This is a genomic window from Paenibacillus chibensis, from assembly GCF_004001045.1.
Classification (GTDB): Bacteria; Bacillota; Bacilli; order Paenibacillales; family Paenibacillaceae; genus Paenibacillus_AQ; species Paenibacillus_AQ chibensis.
In genome coordinates this window covers 88,844-105,561 of the sequence record NZ_BIMK01000003.1, presented here as the reverse complement: position 1 = coordinate 105,561, position 16,718 = coordinate 88,844, and the positions used below count along the sequence as shown (strand labels likewise).

The following is a 16,718-nucleotide window of genomic DNA, read 5'->3' as shown; positions in this document are numbered from 1 at the left end:
TAATGGATGTCGATAGCTTGTAAGCATGAGAAAGCAGGTGAAGTCAGCGCATGGAAGTCATTAAAATATCACCGCGGGGTTACTGTTACGGCGTCGTGGATGCCATGGTGCTAGCGCGCCAGGCTGCGCAAAATCTAGATCTCCCGCGCCCTATATATATACTCGGCATGATTGTTCATAATAGTCATGTCACGAACTCGTTCGAGGACGAGGGCATCATTACGCTCGACGGAGCGAACCGGCTGGACATTCTCAATCAGGTGGATAAAGGAACGGTGATTTTCACGGCTCACGGCGTATCGCCTGAGGTTCGTAAAATGGCCCGCGATAAAGGCCTGACGACGGTCGATGCGACCTGTCCGGACGTGACCAAGACGCATGACCTGATCCGTGAAAAAGTGGCCGACGGGTACGAGGTTATTTATATCGGTAAAAAGGGCCATCCGGAGCCGGAAGGTGCCATCGGCATTGCGCCTGATCACGTGCATCTGATCGAAAAGGAAGAGGAGATTGCCGAACTGAAGGTAACCTCTTCACGCATCATCATTACGAATCAGACGACCATGAGCCAGTGGGATATTAAGCATATCGTAAAACGACTGCTGGAGCTGTACCCTTCAGCTGAAGTGCACAATGAGATCTGCCTGGCGACCCAAGTGCGTCAGGAAGCGGTGGCAGAGCAGGCCGGTCAGGCCGATCTGGTCATCGTTGTCGGGGATCCGCGCAGCAACAACTCGAACCGCTTGGCACAGGTATCCGAAGAGATCGCCCATGTCAATGCCCACCGGATCGCGGATATTACCGAACTTAAACGTGAATGGCTGGAAGGCATCACGAAAGTGGCCGTCACCTCCGGGGCATCTACGCCGACGCCGATTACCAAAGAAGTCATCACCTATTTGGAGCAGTATGATCCAAGTAATCCGGACACGTGGGAGATCAAGCGGACCGTGAACATGAGCAAGCTGCTGCCACCGGTGAGGGCTAATAAGTAAGTTCCGTCTAATTACAGGCTTTCCCTTAGGGGAAGGCCTGTTTTTGCGTATTATGCAGACTTGGTCTTGACGTAACAGGATGAATACGATATAGTTGCTTTAGTGATTAAAAGCTTAAAAGCTAAAACGCGTCTAAGTAAATTAGTGACTGGGCGATGTTGTTGTTTCTGCGGAATGCTCGATTTAAAAAATATCAAGGCTGCGCAGCAAGCTCTGCGCTTGAATACAGAAAGGAATGGTAATCATGATCGTTATTACTTCCAACACGACTCCGGAGGAGCAAATTCAGGATATCGTGCGGGTCATTAAGAAGAACGGGCTTCAAGCCTCCATTTCCAGAGGTTCGGATCGTACGGTGATCGGTTTGATCGGTCAAGTGGATCCAGTCATCGCAGAGCATTTGCGGCAGATGAAAGGCGTTGAGAATGTAGTGAAGATTACCAAATCGTACAAATTGGCCAGCCGTGATTTTCATCCGGAAAACACGGTGATCGATATTAAAGGCGTGAAGATCGGCGGCGAAGAACTGGTTATCATGGGCGGTCCATGCGCGGTTGAATCGCCAAAGCAAATTGATGAGATCGCGGCGCTTGTGAAAGCGGCGGGCGGACAGGTGCTCCGCGGCGGAGCCTTTAAGCCCCGTACCGGTCCTTACAGCTTCCAAGGCGTGGGCGTGGAAGGCTTGATCATGATGGCGGAAGCCGGTCAAAAGCATGGCCTGCTGACGATTACCGAGGTCATGACACCGGAGTATGTCGATATCTGCGCGGAATACGCCGATATTTTGCAGGTCGGCACCCGGAATATGCAGAACTTCGACCTGCTGCGCAAGCTCGGAACCTGCGGTAAGCCGGTTCTGCTGAAACGCGGTTTCAGCGCGACATATGATGAGCTTCTGAACGCAGCAGAGTATATTCTGGCAGGCGGCAACCCGAACGTCATGCTATGCGAACGCGGAATCCGTACGTTCGAGAGCTACACTCGCAATACGCTCGACCTGTCCGCGATCCCGGTATTACAGCAGCTGAGCCACTTGCCGGTCATTTCTGACCCGAGCCATGGCACAGGACGCCGCGAACTGGTAGAACCGATGTCCAAAGCATCCGTGGCTGCGGGGGCGAACGGCCTTATCATTGAAATGCATACCGATCCGGATAACTCGATGACGGGGGACGGGGTGCAGTCTCTGTTCCCGGATCAATTCGCGGCACTGCTGAAGGATCTGGAGAAGCTGGCACCGCTCGTCGGCCGGACCTTCAACACGGAAAAAGCGCCTGCAGAGGCCTTTGTCGTCTAAATTGTTTATTCATAACTAACACCTATATAGGCCTGCCAAGCTGGTGCAAACCGCTAGGCAGGCTGTTTGTTGCGCTTTAAATGGGTAATCGCCTAAAGGTGTGAGGATACCTAACACAAATTAAAAAAAATACCTGACATGGATATTGACGATGTCAGGTTTTTCGTTTTATAATGACGACATAAATATTAGATACTGAACGTTTGCACTGAATATGTGGGTTAATGTTCGGATATTGGGAGGAAGAGATCATGTCGGTTGAAAACGTGTTGAAAACAATCAAGGATAATGCAATTGAGTGGGTAGATTTTCGCTTTGTAGATTTGTCTGGCCGTGCCCATCACATTTCTTTGCCTGCTAAAGAAGTGGATGAAGAAACGTTTGTGAACGGAGTGGCGTTTGACGGCTCTTCCATCCAGGGTTTCCGTGGAATCGAAGAATCCGACATGGTTATGATGCCTGATCCTGATGCGGCATACGTTGATCCTTTCACCGCGCATCCGACATTGAACATTATGTGCAACATTTATACGCCGGACGGGGAACGTTACGAGCGCGATCCGCGCAGCATTGCAGCGAAAGCCGAAGAGTACCTGCAAGCCTGCGGCGTTGGCACAGCAGCATTTTTCGCGCCGGAGTCCGAGTTTTTCATTTTCGATGATGTCCGTTACGAAAGCGGCATGAACAGCTCTTCCTTCTATGTGGATTCCGAAGAAGCAGCATGGAACACGAACCGTAAAGAGGAAGGCGGCAACCTGGGCTTTAAGGTAGGCGTGAAAGGCGGATATGTTCCGGTCGCTCCTGTCGATACGCAGCAGGACATCCGCAGCGAAATGTGCCGTTTGCTTGAAGAAGCAGGACTGCGCGTGGAACGCCATCACCATGAAGTGGCTACCGCTGGTCAGGCTGAGATCAATTTCCGTTTCGATACCCTCAAGAAAACAGCAGATAACCTGCTCGTATACAAATATATCGTGCACAACACCGCCCGTCAGTATGGCAAAGTGGCAACCTTTATGCCGAAGCCTCTCTTTGGAGACAACGGAAGCGGGATGCACGTTCACCAATCCATCTTTAACGGCGACACGCCTTTGTTCTACGAAAAAGGTGCCTATGCCAACCTGAGCGAAATGGCGCTGCATTACATCGGCGGAATCCTGTACCATGCGCCTGCACTGCTGGCTCTGACCAACCCGTCGACGAACTCTTACAAACGCCTGGTTCCAGGCTATGAAGCACCGGTAAACCTGGTATTCTCCAAAGGGAACCGTTCAGCGGCAATCCGCATTCCGGTCGCTGCCGTCACGCCAAAAGGCTGCCGTATCGAGTTCCGCACACCGGACTCCACCGCGAACCCTTACCTGGCATTCTCCGCAATGCTGATGGCCGGCCTCGACGGCATCAAGCGTAAAATCAATCCGGTTGAGCTCGGATACGGTCCGATGGACAAAAATATCTATGAGCTGAGCGACGATCAAAAATCGCAAATCCGCAGCGTGCCTGGAACGCTGGACGAAGCGCTTGACGCTTTGAAAGCCGACTATGAGTTCCTGCTGGAAGGCGACGTGTTCACCAAAGAATTCATCGATAACTTCATCGACCTGAAACGCGGCGAAGCGAAAGCCGTTTCCATCCGCATTCATCCGCATGAATACAGCCTGTATTTCGACTGCTAATCCTGCGTCATAAGAAGACTGTCCCGTAAGGGGCAGTCTTTTTTTGTGTACGACAAGTTTTTCGTCGGAAGGACGTGTAGGTCATTAATTCAAGAAGGTCGATCCCAATGAAACTATAAGCACCCAGCAGCGCAGAGAATGAACGATTGCGAAAAAAGCGACAGCGTTCGCCTTTGTCGCCCGGATGATACCTATAACATTCAATCAAAATGATCCGGGTGACAACAGCGATTGCAGCAACGTTCATTCATGGAGCGTCCATCGGAGTTCTCACCTGGGTCACAACCCCGCCTCCCGCATACCTTCACCCCCCATTGGACACATTAACCAAATGAATATTACATACAACAGGAGTGTGAACAATGCTGGAGCATGACAACGACCAACAGGGACGCGATGGGCTGGAGCAAGAACGCGCAATGGCCGGAAGCACGGCGGGGGAGATCGAGCAGGAGAAAACGCTGACCGACCGCCAGGGACATCCGATCCATGATAATCAGAATGTGCGGACGGTAGGCAGCCGCGGACCGGTAACGCTGGAGAATTATCATTTTCTCGAGAAAATCACCCACTTCGACCGGGAGCGTCCGCCAGAGCGAGTCGTTCACGCCCGAGGAGCGGGAGCGCATGGTTATTTTGAGAGCTACGGCAGCGTAGGCGGGGAGCCGGTATCCAAGTATACCCGGGCCAAGCTGTTTCAGGTGAAGGGCAAACGGACGCCCGTGTTCGTACGGTTTTCGACCGTTATACACGGGACGGGCTCTCCAGAGACGCTGCGCGATCCGCGCGGCTTCGCGGTGAAATTTTATACCGAGGAGGGGAACTGGGACCTCGTGGGTAATAACCTTAAAATCTTTTTTATCCGCGATCCGTTGAAATTCCCCGATATGGTGCATGCGTTCAAACCCGATCCGGTGTCCAATGTACCGGGTCCGGTAGGCATGTTCGATTTCGTGTCCAGATCGCCTGAAGCGGTCCATATGATTACGTTCGTCTATTCGCCGTGGGGAATCCCGGCCAACTACCGTCAGATGCAGGGCTCGGGCGTGAATACGTACAAATGGGTCAATGCGGAAGGGCAAGCGGTGCTCGTGAAATACCACTGGGAGCCGCTGCAGCAGGGGATCAAGAACCTGACCCAGGGCGAGGCAAGTGCGATCCAGGGCATGAACGATAGCCACGCGACCCAGGATCTGTACGAGGCGATCAAACGGGGAGATTACCCGGAATGGGAGCTGTGCGTACAGATTATGAGCGACGATGATCATCCGGAGCTTGATTTTGATCCGCTCGATCCGACCAAGCTGTGGCCGGAAGAACAGTTTCCTTTTTTGAAAGTGGGCAAAATGGTGCTCGACCGGAATCCGGAAAACTACTATAACGAAGTGGAGCAGGCCGCCTTCGGCACCGGGGTGCTCGTCGATGGTCTCGACTTCTCGGACGACAAGCTGCTTCAGGGACGCACGTTCTCGTATTCAGACACGCAGCGTTACCGCGTAGGTACAAACTACCTTCAGTTGCCGATCAACGCGCCGAAGAAGCGTGTAGCTACCAATCAGCGTGCCGGGCAAATGCAGTATTTTGTGGACATGGCACCCGAGCAGAGTCCGCATGTGGATTATGAGCCATCCATGACGGACGGGCTTGTGGAAGCAGAGCAGCATGCGAAGCCTTACGAGCCTGAATACCATGCGAAGCTCCAGCGCAAGAGAATCGAGCGGGCCAATGATTTTCAGCAGGCCGGGCATACCTACCGGGCTTTTGAGGAGTGGGAGCGCGAAGACCTCGTTAATAATCTCGTGGATGCGCTTAAACAGTGCGACCGGGCGATTCAGGACCAGATGGTGGAGTTTTTTACCCGGGCGGACGAGGATTACGGCCGCAGAGTCGCGGAAGGGCTGAAGAACACCGCTCAAACGGCGCAGGTAGACCAGCGCAAGGCGGCGGTTCAAGACGCGGAACGCTTGGGCCATGAGGCCGATCCATATTAAAAACGAACATCAATCATGCCTGTCCGCCCCTGGCGGACGGGTTTTTTCGTTTATCAGCCGCTTATCGCCACCGGTTCTCTGGTCCCGCGGGTCCATCCCCTCGTGTACGCAGACAACCTCTAGATTTTATTTCTGTAAAGCTTTATAAGAGTAAAAGAAATGTGCTAAAGTGGAATGGAAAGGGATGACGAAGCGGAGGATCATTGCTTGTGCATTTTGGTACTTGATGCCCTCCGATATACCTGCTATCATTTTATAAAATCAGTTACAGAGAGAGGATGGGGAGTTATCGTGAGCAAGAGAGCTTACAATTTCAATGCGGGACCGGCGGCGCTGCCGCTTGAGGTTTTGACGCGCGCGCAGGCGGAGTTTGTGGATTTTCGGGGAACAGGCATGTCCATTATGGAAATGTCTCATCGGGGCAAGGTCTATGAGGAAGTTCATCATGAAGCGGAAAGCCGTCTGTTATCGCTGCTCGGCAATCCTGAGGGGTACAAGGTATTGTTCCTGCAGGGCGGAGCCAGCACGCAGTTTGCCATGATTCCGATGAATTTCCTGACGGAAGGCAAGACAGCCAGCTATGTTTTGTCCGGCAGCTGGGCCGATAAAGCGGTCAAGGAAGCGAAGCTGATCGGCGAGACGCATATCGCGGCTTCTTCGGAAGCAGACAAGTTCATGTCCATCCCGGATCTGAGCAGCATCGAAATCCCGGACAATGCAGCGTACCTGCACGTCACTTCCAACGAGACGATTGAAGGCACGCAGTATCAGCAGTACCCGAAAACGGGCAATGTACCGCTGATCGCCGATATGTCCAGCGACATTCTATGCCGGGAATTCGACGCGAACCAATTCGATTTCATCTATGCGGGCGCTCAGAAAAACCTGGGTCCTTCCGGCGTGACGGTCGTCATCGCGCGCGAAAGCATGCTGGCCGATTCTCCGAAGCATATTCCGACGATGCTGCGCTATAACACGCATTTGAAAAATGACTCTCTGTACAATACGCCTCCTTCTTTCTCTGTCTATATGGTGAACGAAGTACTGAGATGGATCGAAGAGCAAGGCGGCCTGGCGGGCGTCGAGCAGGCCAACCGCAAGAAAGCGGGCTTGATTTATGATATAATCGATAGCAGCGAAGGCTTCTATCGCGGTCCTGTCGCTGCCGGCAGTCGTTCGATCATGAACGTGACGTTCCGCCTGGCATCGGAAGAACTCGAGAAGCAGTTCATCAAGGAAACGGAGCAGGCAGGTTTCGTAGGTCTGAAGGGTCACCGCAGCGTCGGCGGTCTGCGCGCCTCGATCTATAACGCGGTCCCTTACGACAGCTGCAAAGCTCTGGTTGATTTCATGGCCGATTTCCAAAAGCGTCATGGATAATGCAAGCTGACAAGGGTTCAGCCTGTTGAACGCATAGCCTTTCGCCATATGGCGAAGGGCTTTTTCGTTACTGAAAAGGCAGCGTAAAAAAATAAATTAATGCATAACTAGAGGATGGAGTGATTTATTCATGGCACTGCATATCGTGCTTGTAGAACCCGAAATACCGGCAAACACCGGCAACATCGCAAGAACCTGCGCGGCTACGGGGGCGCATCTGCATCTCGTTCGCCCGCTCGGCTTCAGTACCGATGATTCCAAGCTGAAGAGAGCAGGGCTGGATTACTGGTATGCGGTTCAGATCGAGTACCATGATTCTTTTGCCGAGGTACAGGAGAAGTATCCGGAAGGCCGCTTTTTCTACACATCGACGAAAGCGAGCAAAAGATACACCGATGTCGAGTTCCGCGACGGGGATTTCTTTGTGTTCGGCAAAGAAACCAAAGGCCTGCCGGAAGAGCTTCTGGCGGCTAACCCGGACACCTGCATCCGGATGCCGATGACGGATAAAGTGCGCTCGATGAACCTATCCAACTCGGCGGCGATCATTGTATTCGAAGCGCTGCGGCAGCTGGATTTTCCCGACATGAAGTAAGTTTCTTAAAGAAAGAAATAAAAATTCAAATTGTAAGCAGGATTCGACATCCTCATATCGAACTATTAAGAAAGACCCATTTTTTTTGATTGGAAAGGCGGATTTGCTCGCGCGGGAGTACTTTCTAATCAAGTTGACTAGTTTATAGGAGAGGTGTAGTTGGTCTATGAAACCTGCTGGTGTAGTTCGCAAGGTCGATCAGCTGGGAAGAATCGTCTTGCCCAAATCTTTAAGAAAACGGTATCAGATGAATGAGGGGGACCCTGTAGAAATTCTGGTGCAGGGAGATCATATCATCCTGGAACGTTATCGCCCGAAATGCGTATTCTGCGGCTCCATGGATGATGTGAGCGAGTTTAAAGAACGTTATATTTGTGGACAGTGCCAATCCGATATGGCTCAGCTGCAAAAACACGCATAAGCCTTTGTTCAGACATCACGATCTTTCGTGATGTTTTTTCTTGACATGATACAATTTATAAATTACCGGGGTCCCCACAAAGTACCTGAATATTCTTCGGAGAAAGCCCCACTTTGTGGGGTGATCTTAGGCTCAAAAGGCAACAAAAAAGGCTTCCCGGTTCAGGAAGCCTTCTTGGCCGTGATTTACAGGCCTTTGGTTTTATCTTCGTTATAACCTGCGGTTAGGATGCCTGTCAGGAACATAACAAGCACCACAGCAGTAATCCAAAACACTAATGAGAACGACATGAAGGCCACCTCCCGCTAATCTACCATGCTCATTAAGAATATTATACCCACACTTCCGTAAAAAATAAATGAGAATTGTCCAAGTTTATGAATTTATGAAGCCAGGCGGTCATTTGAAAAATAAAAAATGGGTTGGAACCGGGCGTAAATTGCCGTCCGACGGATGGTTAACCACTCTTCCGTTTACGATTAGCGAAGAGGAGCCGCCTCCATCAAGATTATACGCATCCACGACGCCCATGCCGTACATTTTGCTCTGAAGCTCCTGCAGCGTAGCGCCGGAGCTTCCGCTCTCATTATACCCGTCAACCACGATAATGATGAGCTGATCATCCTTGTAATTGCCGATCACCGTACGCGGAGCGCGTTTCGGCGAGACCTTCCATTTTTCCGGAATCGGCATGGGCTGTCCATTTTTGAGAAGCACGGGAACGAAGGTTGCCCCGAAGCTCGGCTTCAGGCTGTCCAGCTCGCTTTGACTGTAAAATTTACCGCCGACCAGCTTGCCGGAAGGGTCCAGTCCAACGAAGAACAGATCCTTGAAGCTCGATTCGAAGCCGGTCAGGTATTTTCCGTTTAAGACCGTTGTACTGAGCGGATAACGCTTGCCACCATTGTCGGCGAATCCGCCTGCGTTAATGCCGGCCACTGCCCCATGCCTGGCCACCGCCTGCATCGTCGTTTCCGCACCGCCGACACAGTCTCGTCCCAGGCTCATCTTCATCGCGGCAGGGTCTTTCAGCTTTACCTTCATCGCATAGCCTTGGTAGACGCCCGGATTTACCCGGTACAGCTCAATGCGGATTCGGTCGCTTTCGACCCGTTCGAAAGGAACGCCCAGCTTGGCCGTAATCCGCCGGTTATAAATGATTTCCGGGCGGAGCGCCTGAGTCCGCGCATTCGTGACGATCGAGGTCATGGCAGCTGTCGTCTGGTTGTACAGCGCTGCGGTCTTCCGGATGGAAGCGAGCGTCACTTTTACCGATTGATCGGCCTTGTCCAGGTGCTCCTTAAGGATGACGGTTTGCTCCTTTAGTGTGCCCTCGGGCGCGTAGGGAACGGGATCGACCTCCAGGTGCAAGGGTTTCATACTGAATAACAAGACTATAAAAAGGCCTACAAAGGGCGCAGTCGCGAGCAGGAAAAAACGGTTAATCTGTTTTTTTTCGAGATTCATTTGAGCAGATCCATTTTCTGCTGCAGCACGCTAAGCTGTTTTTTCACTTCGTTCAGCTGGGTGTACAGCTTGTTGCTGTTATCGGTTTTGCTGGTGGCATTATCTTTTGTGAACGTCAGCAGCTCATTAAACGACTGTACCTTGCTTTCCAGCTCCTTCACTTCACCGGACAACGCTTCGAATTTAGCTTCATAGCTGAGCTTCAGTTCATTCATCTGCTGTCGTGAATCTGCCTGCAGCTGCTGAAGCATTTCATGTTTAAGATGATTGCTGTATAAATAAGCGGCGGTTATGCCTGCAGCGATGAGCAGGATCCAGATGAGCAAGACGATTTTGACTGAAGGAGATTTCTTTGTCCGGTTTTGGTAAGGTGCGGAAGGCTGTGTTGAAGTTTGCATTTCATCACCCCGGTTGCGACTGTATTTTCATTTGAAACTTCCGCAAAATGCGAACCGTCTTCCGTGGAACGCCACGAAGAGGCTTTTCTTTCCAGACCTCATTCTAACATTCCCCTGTATATTTCGCAAAAATGAATCTAAAGTCACAGAAACGCCCAAAAAGAGATTGCACCGGATAGAATCGTTGCGATACAATCTTGTTAGATTATCTGCAGCCAGAGCAGGGCCAAGCTAAACTTTAACAAAATTTACTAGGGAATACCTCCGACACAATTCTACATGTTTCATACGTCTTGAAACAAGCATTTAACGCGTTTTTAGACATAGCAAAATTTTACATTCGTGTCATCATTCCACTCTATTTAGCAGGGGGTTTCAATCGAAATGACGAAGGTTTGGCGGGTTGTGATTGTAGACAGTCACCCCACAAGTATGCTGGGAACCAAGTTGATTTTGGAAGAAAGGGAAGAGCTGAAAGTAACGGGCATGGCCTCGAATTGGGAAGAAGGACTGATGCTTGTAACGGAGCAGAAGCCGGAATTGGTGCTCTTGGACTACCAAATGCCGGAAGGAACGGCAGAAACACTGCTCGAGCAAATGTTGGATGCGTCACCTTCCAGCCATATCATTATTTTGACGGACACGGACGGAATCAAGCTGCTGCATTCGGTCGTCAATCTCGGCGGCAGCGGCATCTTGTCCAAACAAGCTTCCGCGAAACAACTGATGCTGATGATTGAAGGATTGCGGGAAGGGCTCGCCACGCTTCCGATGGATTGGCTGAAGAACGGGATCTGGCAGGTGCAGACTCCGGTGATCGACGGCGGCAAGTACCATCTGACGGACACGGAGATTTTCATTATGGAACGGATCGTTCAAGGAATTACATACGACAAAATCGCCACGGAAATTGCGGTCAGCCGGCGGTCGATCGATAATTATTTGCGGAAAATCTATGTGAAGCTTGGCGTATCCACCCGGGCTCAGGCCATTGAAAAGTTTGCTCTTACCTCCCGTCAAAAGAGTCCTGTTTTGAGTTAAGCTGCGATATATATACATGTAGGGATTTCACGAGAATCCCTGATGTGGAACAAAGATAAAGACCAGAGATTGGTGGATTGGACCGAGAGAAGGAGGAGAGAGCATGCAGTATTCCTTTGCGGAGCGTACGAAATCCATGCTGGCGTCGCCGCTTCACTTCATGAGATCGCTAACCACACGCGATTCGTTCATCTCTTTTGCCGAAGAGCTTCCTGCCGAGGAACTGTTCCCGCTGTCATCACTGGAGGCTGCTGCGGCGGCCGTTATATCCAAAAGCCCTGCGGCGCTGCAATACGGCGAGCCCCAGGGCTATTTGCCTTTGCGGGAATGGCTGTGCAATAACTTCAAGCAAACCAAGCAGACGGAGCTTGACTCCAGTCAGATTTTGCTGACCACGGGCAGCCAGCAGGCTGTCGATTTGCTTGCCCGCGTTTATGTGGAGCAGGGAGATCCGGTGCTGGTGGAGCATCCGACCTCGCCGGGCTTTCTGCAAATTCTGAGAATGCAGGGTGCGGTCATCGTTCCGGTGGAGGGTGATACGGAAGGAATCAGCACGGAGCATTTGCTGGAGCAAACGGAGAAGCTTCGTCCCAAGCTGCTGCTTGTTTCGCCGAACTTCACGAACCCGACGGGGGTTCTGTGGAGTCCCGAGCGGCGCAAGGCCGTGCTGGACATCTGCCGTGAACGGAACATTCTGATTGTGGAAGACAATGCTTACGGAGATTTGCATTTCGGAGGCATGACCGAAAAAGAATTCTACAACAAATACCCGTCCTTATTCTCGCTCGACGAAGCGGGGCAAGGCGGGCAGGTGCTGTACATCGGCTCGTTCAGCAAGACGGTGGTCCCGGCGCTCCGCACGGGCTGGGCCGCAGGGAACAAGGTCATCATCGATGCGATGGTTATGGCCAAACAGTTGGCCGATTGGCAGTCGAGTCATTTTAACCAATGCCTGCTGCATTATTTGCTGGAATATTCGGCTTTCGATATTCACGAGCATATCCAGTTGCTGAATCGCGAATATCAAACCCGGCAGAAACTGATGACGGAGCTCCTGAAGCGTCCGGCATGGAAAAATACGAGTTATAATGTCCCGGAAGGCGGCATGTTCATCTGGGTGAAGCTTCCGGACGGCCTGGACAGCGCCCTGCTGCTGAAGTGTTCCCTGGGTAAGGGAGCTGCCTTTTTGCCCGGAACTCTCTGCTATGCCAATGGCGAAGGCCGCGAAAATATACGTTTGAACTTTACCCATCCGGGCCGGGATGAGCTGCTCCTGGGCATGAATTTGATCGGCGAAGCCATCTCGGAATTCACCGCCCGCAGTTAAACCTCCTCGCCGGGATGGGAATCAGCCGCGGAAGAAGAAGGAGCGGTTTCCAGTACGCCCGCATAGAGGTTCAGGCCTTCCTGGCCTGCCGGGGTAAGAACGTAGCGGCCGCGGCCGATCCGGTCGAACCAGCCGTAGTAGTTGTGGCGAAGGATTGCGGCGGTGTTGCCGATGCCGGTCAGATCGCGCAGCGAGGCGGGCGAAGCGCCTTCCGGCGGCGCGCTTGCGAGCGCCAGGGCTACACGCAGCGCCTTTTCGCGGTAAGCGGTCATCAGCTTCGCGCGGCTGCTGCCGCCGATATTGTAATCGCCGCTGCGTTCATGGAATTCATATAAAAGGCGCTCCGTGCGTCTTTTTTTGATTTTGGGAGGCTCCTGCGTTTCCGGTTTGCAGAGAACCTCGACAAAAGGCTTTTTCGTCTTGAAAAAGGTGATCGTGATCAGGCCGAAGCCCAGCTTGCGGCACAGTCGCGTGATTTCGCCCCAACGCTGGTTCACGGCTCCGCGTTTGGTTCTGCTGCGTTCCACCGCCAAATATACCTGTGAACTCATTTGCAATCGTTCCATCCCCTGCAGAAGCAGCGCGAGATTGAACGTTTTTTTCATTTCAACGATTAACGGCTCGGATTGCTCCGGATGGACTCCGACCAGATCGCAGTTTCGGACCTCTCCCTTAATCGCATAGCCCTGCTCTTCAAAAAAAGCCTTCAGCGGCTCATAGAGCTCGGTTTCATGCTGTACGCTCATGCGAATTCCCCTTTGCAGAACGACGGCCAGGCCGTGTCTTCTTTCATTTCCTATATTATAACATTCGATAAAAGACAATCCTCCTTTCGCGAAAAAATAGGTCAACTAATCCCCATTTTCAGCATAGGTATGTAATACACTTTTTGATTGAGAGCAATGCGATAAAACGGGTTCTAACCGGGGAAGTTGACCCTTGACGCTTTGATGGAATTTTTGACAACTTAAAACGTAGTCATAGGAGGTACTAGCATGGATATTTTCGAACGCGTAGCGGCCTATCGGGCAGAAAGTGATCAACTCGCATGGAACGGCACTTTTAAAGATTACGTTGAACTGCTCCGTCAAAATCCTTCAGCGGCCATTACGGCTCATGCGCGCGTGTATAACATGATCATGTCGCATGGCGTGGAGGAGGTGGGCGGCCATAAGCGCTATAAATTTTTTGAACAGGAAATCTTCGGACTGGATCGTTCCGTGGAGAAGCTGGTGGAGGAGTATTTCCACTCTTCGGCACGCAGACTGGACGTTCGCAAACGGATTCTGCTGCTGATGGGTCCGGTGAGCGGTGGTAAATCCACGCTGGTTACGCTCCTGAAGCGGGGGCTTGAGAAGTATTCGCGTACGGAGGAAGGAGCGCTGTATGCCATTGACGGCTGCCCGATGCACGAAGAACCGCTGCATTTGATCCCGCTGGAGCTGCGTCCCGAGATCGAAAAAGAGCTGGGCGTGCGCATTGAAGGGAATTTATGCCCGTCATGCCAGATGCGCTTGAAGCTCGAGTACGGCGGAGACATTGAAAAGGTACCTGTGACCCGGGTCGTCATCTCCGAGGATGCCAGGGTGGGGATCGGGACGTTCAGTCCGTCGGATCCCAAATCGCAGGATATCGCCGATCTGACCGGCAGCATTGATTTTTCGACCATTACGGAATTCGGCTCCGAATCCGATCCGCGCGCTTATCGTTTCGATGGAGAGCTGAACAAGGCGAACCGCGGATTGATGGAGTTCCAGGAGATGCTCAAATGCGACGAGAAGTTCCTGTGGAACCTGCTGTCCCTGACGCAGGAGGGGAATTTCAAAGCGGGCCGATTCGCTCTCATTTCCGCGGATGAGCTTATCGTGGCGCATACGAACGAAGCGGAGTACAAGGCATTTATATCGAATAAGAAAAACGAGGCGCTGCAATCGCGGATGATTGTCATGCCGATTCCATACAACTTAAAGGTGTCCGAGGAAGAAAAGATTTATAACAAGCTGATTCTGCAGAGCGATATGAAGCATGTGCATATTGCGCCGCATGCGCTGCGTTCCGCCGCAATTTTCTCGATCCTGACCCGGCTGAAGGAAACGAAGAAGCACGGCATGGATCTGGTCAAAAAAATGCGCATGTACAACGGAGAGGAAATCGAGGGCTTCAAGGAAGCCGACCTGAAGGAAATGCAGACCGAATATCTCGAAGAAGGCATGTCCGGCGTTGACCCGCGTTACGTCATCAACCGGATATCCAGTGCTTTGATTAAGCAAGACCTTCAATGCATTAACGCGCTGGATATTTTACGAGCCATCAAAGACGGACTTGATCAGCATGCCTCCATCACCAAGGAGGAACGCGAGCGTTATCTGAACTTCATCGCCGTCGCGCGAAAGGAATACGACGAGCTGGCCAAGAAGGAAGTGCAGAAAGCCTTCGTGTATTCGTTCGACGAGTCGGCCAAAACCTTATTCGAGAACTACCTGGACAATATCGAAGCCTTCTGCAACATGTCCAAAATCCGCGATCCGCTGACCGATGAGGAAATGAATCCGGATGAGCGGCTGATGCGCTCGATCGAAGAGCAGATCGGCATTTCGGAGAATGCGAAGAAGGCGTTTAGGGAAGAGATCATGATCCGCATTTCCTCATACTCGCGTAAGGGCAAGAAGTTCGAATACCATAATCATGACCGGCTGCGCGAAGCGATTGAGAAGAAGCTGTTCACGGATTTGAAGGATATCGTCAAGATCACGACGTCCACCAAAACGCCGGATGCCAATCAGCTGAAGCGGATCAATGAAGTCAGCAAGCGTTTGATGGACGATCACGGGTACTGCCCGGTGTGCGCCAACGAGCTGCTGAAATATGTCGGAAGCCTGCTGAACCGGTAAAGGGTCAAACCGTCCTCAAGAGAGGGCGGTTTTCGTTTTATTTGTAAAAATATTATTTAAATCTAGTGGCTTCGCTGTCGATATAGTCTATAATATACAAAGTTGCTGTATCAACGGAAAATTTAGGTATAAAGAAGGAGCGCCTTTCTACATGATTAATGTATCCCCCAAACGGAAGAAGCAGATCGATTATATCCGTCTGACCGAACAGGACATGGAAAATCTGCTGCAGTTCCGGCCCGTATTCGCCAAAGTAGTTGAGGAAGTCGTGAACCATTTTTACAAGCATATCGCCACGGAGCCCGAGCTCATGGAGCTCATCGGGCGGACCACGACGATTGAGAGATTGAAGAATACGCAGAGGGAATACTGGATGTCGCTCGCCGACGGCCAAATCGATGACGCTTACTTGGAGAAAAGGATCGCCATCGGACTCGTGCATTCCCGTGTCGGTCTGAGCGTGGAATACTATCTTGGAAGCTATATGACATACCTGGATATCGCGACGGATTTGATGCGCCAGGTCGTGCCGGACCAATGGGTCTCTATCATCCATTCGCTGAGCAAAATGTTCAATCTGGATTCGCAGCTGGTACTTGAAGCCTATGAGTTGAAAGAGAAGGAAAAGCTGAAGGATCTCGCGGATGAAAAGGAGCATGTGCTGCAAGCGGTTACAGATGTCGTACAACAGCTGACGGGCATGATTGCGGAGCTGAACGAGAGCGCGGCACAGATTGCCACGTCGGCCCAGGTAACAGCGGATTCGCAGGATACCGCGCATGGCTTGATGGACGAGCTTCACGAGGACGTCAAGCAGATCGAAAGCATGGGTGTGCTGATCAAAGCGATTGCAGACCAGACGCATCTGCTTGGACTGAACGCCGCGATTGAAGCCGCGCACGCCGGGGACATGGGCAGAGGCTTTGCCGTGGTAGCGGGTGAAGTCCGCAAGCTTGCGGCACATTCGCGCGAAGCGCTGGAGCAGATTCAAGAAAAGGTGTCCGGCATTATGGAGCGGCTCAGCAGCGTACGCAATGAGACGGAAAAAACGACAGTGCACGCCAGAGAACAGGCGAGCAGTTCGCAGGAGCTGGCATCGTTCGTCACGATGATCGAGAAGCTGACGCAGGATTTGGCGGAGATTCAAAAACGAAGCTAGAATTCACAGTTGTCCAAAGGATTGCTTATTTTCCATTTTCAAGCAGAAATTTCTATATCTCTGATGTGCCTTTTCAAGTA

Annotated in this window: 14 protein-coding genes; 11 read left to right on the top strand and 3 right to left on the bottom strand. The window is 51.7% G+C overall.

Going from position 1 to position 16,718, the window contains the following annotated elements; genetic code table 11:
- Positions 1-50: 50 nt before the first annotated feature.
- The 7 genes from PCH05_RS02875 (at position 51) to PCH05_RS02845 (ending at position 8,355) form a co-directional block, all read left to right on the top strand.
- On the top strand, positions 51-995 hold the full coding sequence (locus tag PCH05_RS02875) for a 4-hydroxy-3-methylbut-2-enyl diphosphate reductase (protein WP_127600480.1): 945 nt from the start codon (positions 51-53) through the stop codon (positions 993-995).
- A 244-nt stretch (positions 996-1,239) separates the two neighbouring features.
- Positions 1,240-2,292 (top strand): 3-deoxy-7-phosphoheptulonate synthase, encoded by a 1,053-nt coding sequence (aroF, locus tag PCH05_RS02870; RefSeq protein WP_127600478.1) that lies wholly within the window; start codon positions 1,240-1,242, stop codon positions 2,290-2,292.
- A gap of 251 nt (positions 2,293-2,543) precedes the next feature.
- Positions 2,544-3,968, top strand: coding sequence for a type I glutamate--ammonia ligase (gene glnA / locus PCH05_RS02865; protein WP_127600476.1), 1,425 nt, complete (start codon positions 2,544-2,546; stop codon positions 3,966-3,968).
- 419 nt (positions 3,969-4,387) lie between these two features.
- A complete protein-coding gene (locus PCH05_RS02860; protein WP_127600844.1) occupies positions 4,388-5,959 on the top strand; it encodes a catalase in 1,572 nt (523 codons plus the stop codon).
- 291 nt (positions 5,960-6,250) lie between these two features.
- Entirely contained in the window at positions 6,251-7,339 is a 1,089-nt protein-coding gene (gene serC, locus PCH05_RS02855; protein ID WP_127600474.1) for a 3-phosphoserine/phosphohydroxythreonine transaminase, read from the top strand.
- A 130-nt stretch (positions 7,340-7,469) separates the two neighbouring features.
- Positions 7,470-7,934: a tRNA (uridine(34)/cytosine(34)/5-carboxymethylaminomethyluridine(34)-2'-O)-methyltransferase TrmL gene (gene trmL / locus PCH05_RS02850; protein WP_127600472.1), complete on the top strand. Its 465-nt coding sequence runs from the start codon at positions 7,470-7,472 to the stop codon at positions 7,932-7,934.
- A gap of 166 nt (positions 7,935-8,100) precedes the next feature.
- Complete coding sequence (locus PCH05_RS02845; RefSeq protein WP_127600470.1) at positions 8,101-8,355, top strand: AbrB/MazE/SpoVT family DNA-binding domain-containing protein; 255 nt, start codon at positions 8,101-8,103, stop codon at positions 8,353-8,355.
- Between the two features lie 399 nt (positions 8,356-8,754).
- Here the strand turns inward: PCH05_RS02845 and PCH05_RS02840 are convergent, their stop codons facing one another.
- Together PCH05_RS02840 and PCH05_RS02835 are read right to left on the bottom strand one after the other, a co-directional pair.
- Positions 8,755-9,735, bottom strand: coding sequence for a phosphodiester glycosidase family protein (locus tag PCH05_RS02840; protein ID WP_371860505.1), 981 nt, complete (start codon positions 9,733-9,735; stop codon positions 8,755-8,757).
- A gap of 83 nt (positions 9,736-9,818) precedes the next feature.
- The gene (locus tag PCH05_RS02835) at positions 9,819-10,220 is read right to left on the bottom strand and encodes a hypothetical protein (protein WP_127600465.1); all 402 of its coding nucleotides are present in this window, start codon (positions 10,218-10,220) and stop codon (positions 9,819-9,821) included.
- 384 nt (positions 10,221-10,604) lie between these two features.
- On the opposite strand from PCH05_RS02835, the gene PCH05_RS02830 reads away from it, so the two are divergent.
- Both PCH05_RS02830 and PCH05_RS02825 read left to right on the top strand, forming a co-directional pair.
- Positions 10,605-11,261, top strand: a complete 657-nt coding sequence (locus PCH05_RS02830; protein ID WP_127600463.1) for a response regulator transcription factor — start codon at positions 10,605-10,607, stop codon at positions 11,259-11,261.
- A gap of 103 nt (positions 11,262-11,364) precedes the next feature.
- Positions 11,365-12,588, top strand: a complete 1,224-nt coding sequence (locus tag PCH05_RS02825) for an aminotransferase-like domain-containing protein (RefSeq protein WP_127600461.1) — start codon at positions 11,365-11,367, stop codon at positions 12,586-12,588.
- On the opposite strand, the gene PCH05_RS02820 is transcribed toward PCH05_RS02825, so the two are convergent.
- Positions 12,585-13,334, bottom strand: coding sequence for a DUF2161 domain-containing phosphodiesterase (locus PCH05_RS02820; protein ID WP_127600459.1), 750 nt, complete (start codon positions 13,332-13,334; stop codon positions 12,585-12,587). The two genes, PCH05_RS02825 and PCH05_RS02820, sit on opposite strands and share 4 nt — an antisense overlap.
- Positions 13,335-13,583: 249 nt before the next feature.
- Between PCH05_RS02820 and PCH05_RS02815 the strand changes: the two genes are divergently transcribed.
- The gene (locus PCH05_RS02815; protein ID WP_127600457.1) at positions 13,584-15,479 is read left to right on the top strand and encodes a PrkA family serine protein kinase; all 1,896 of its coding nucleotides are present in this window, start codon (positions 13,584-13,586) and stop codon (positions 15,477-15,479) included.
- 151 nt (positions 15,480-15,630) lie between these two features.
- On the top strand, positions 15,631-16,638 hold the full coding sequence (locus PCH05_RS02810; RefSeq protein WP_127600455.1) for a globin-coupled sensor protein: 1,008 nt from the start codon (positions 15,631-15,633) through the stop codon (positions 16,636-16,638).
- Positions 16,639-16,718: the final 80 nt, after the last annotated feature.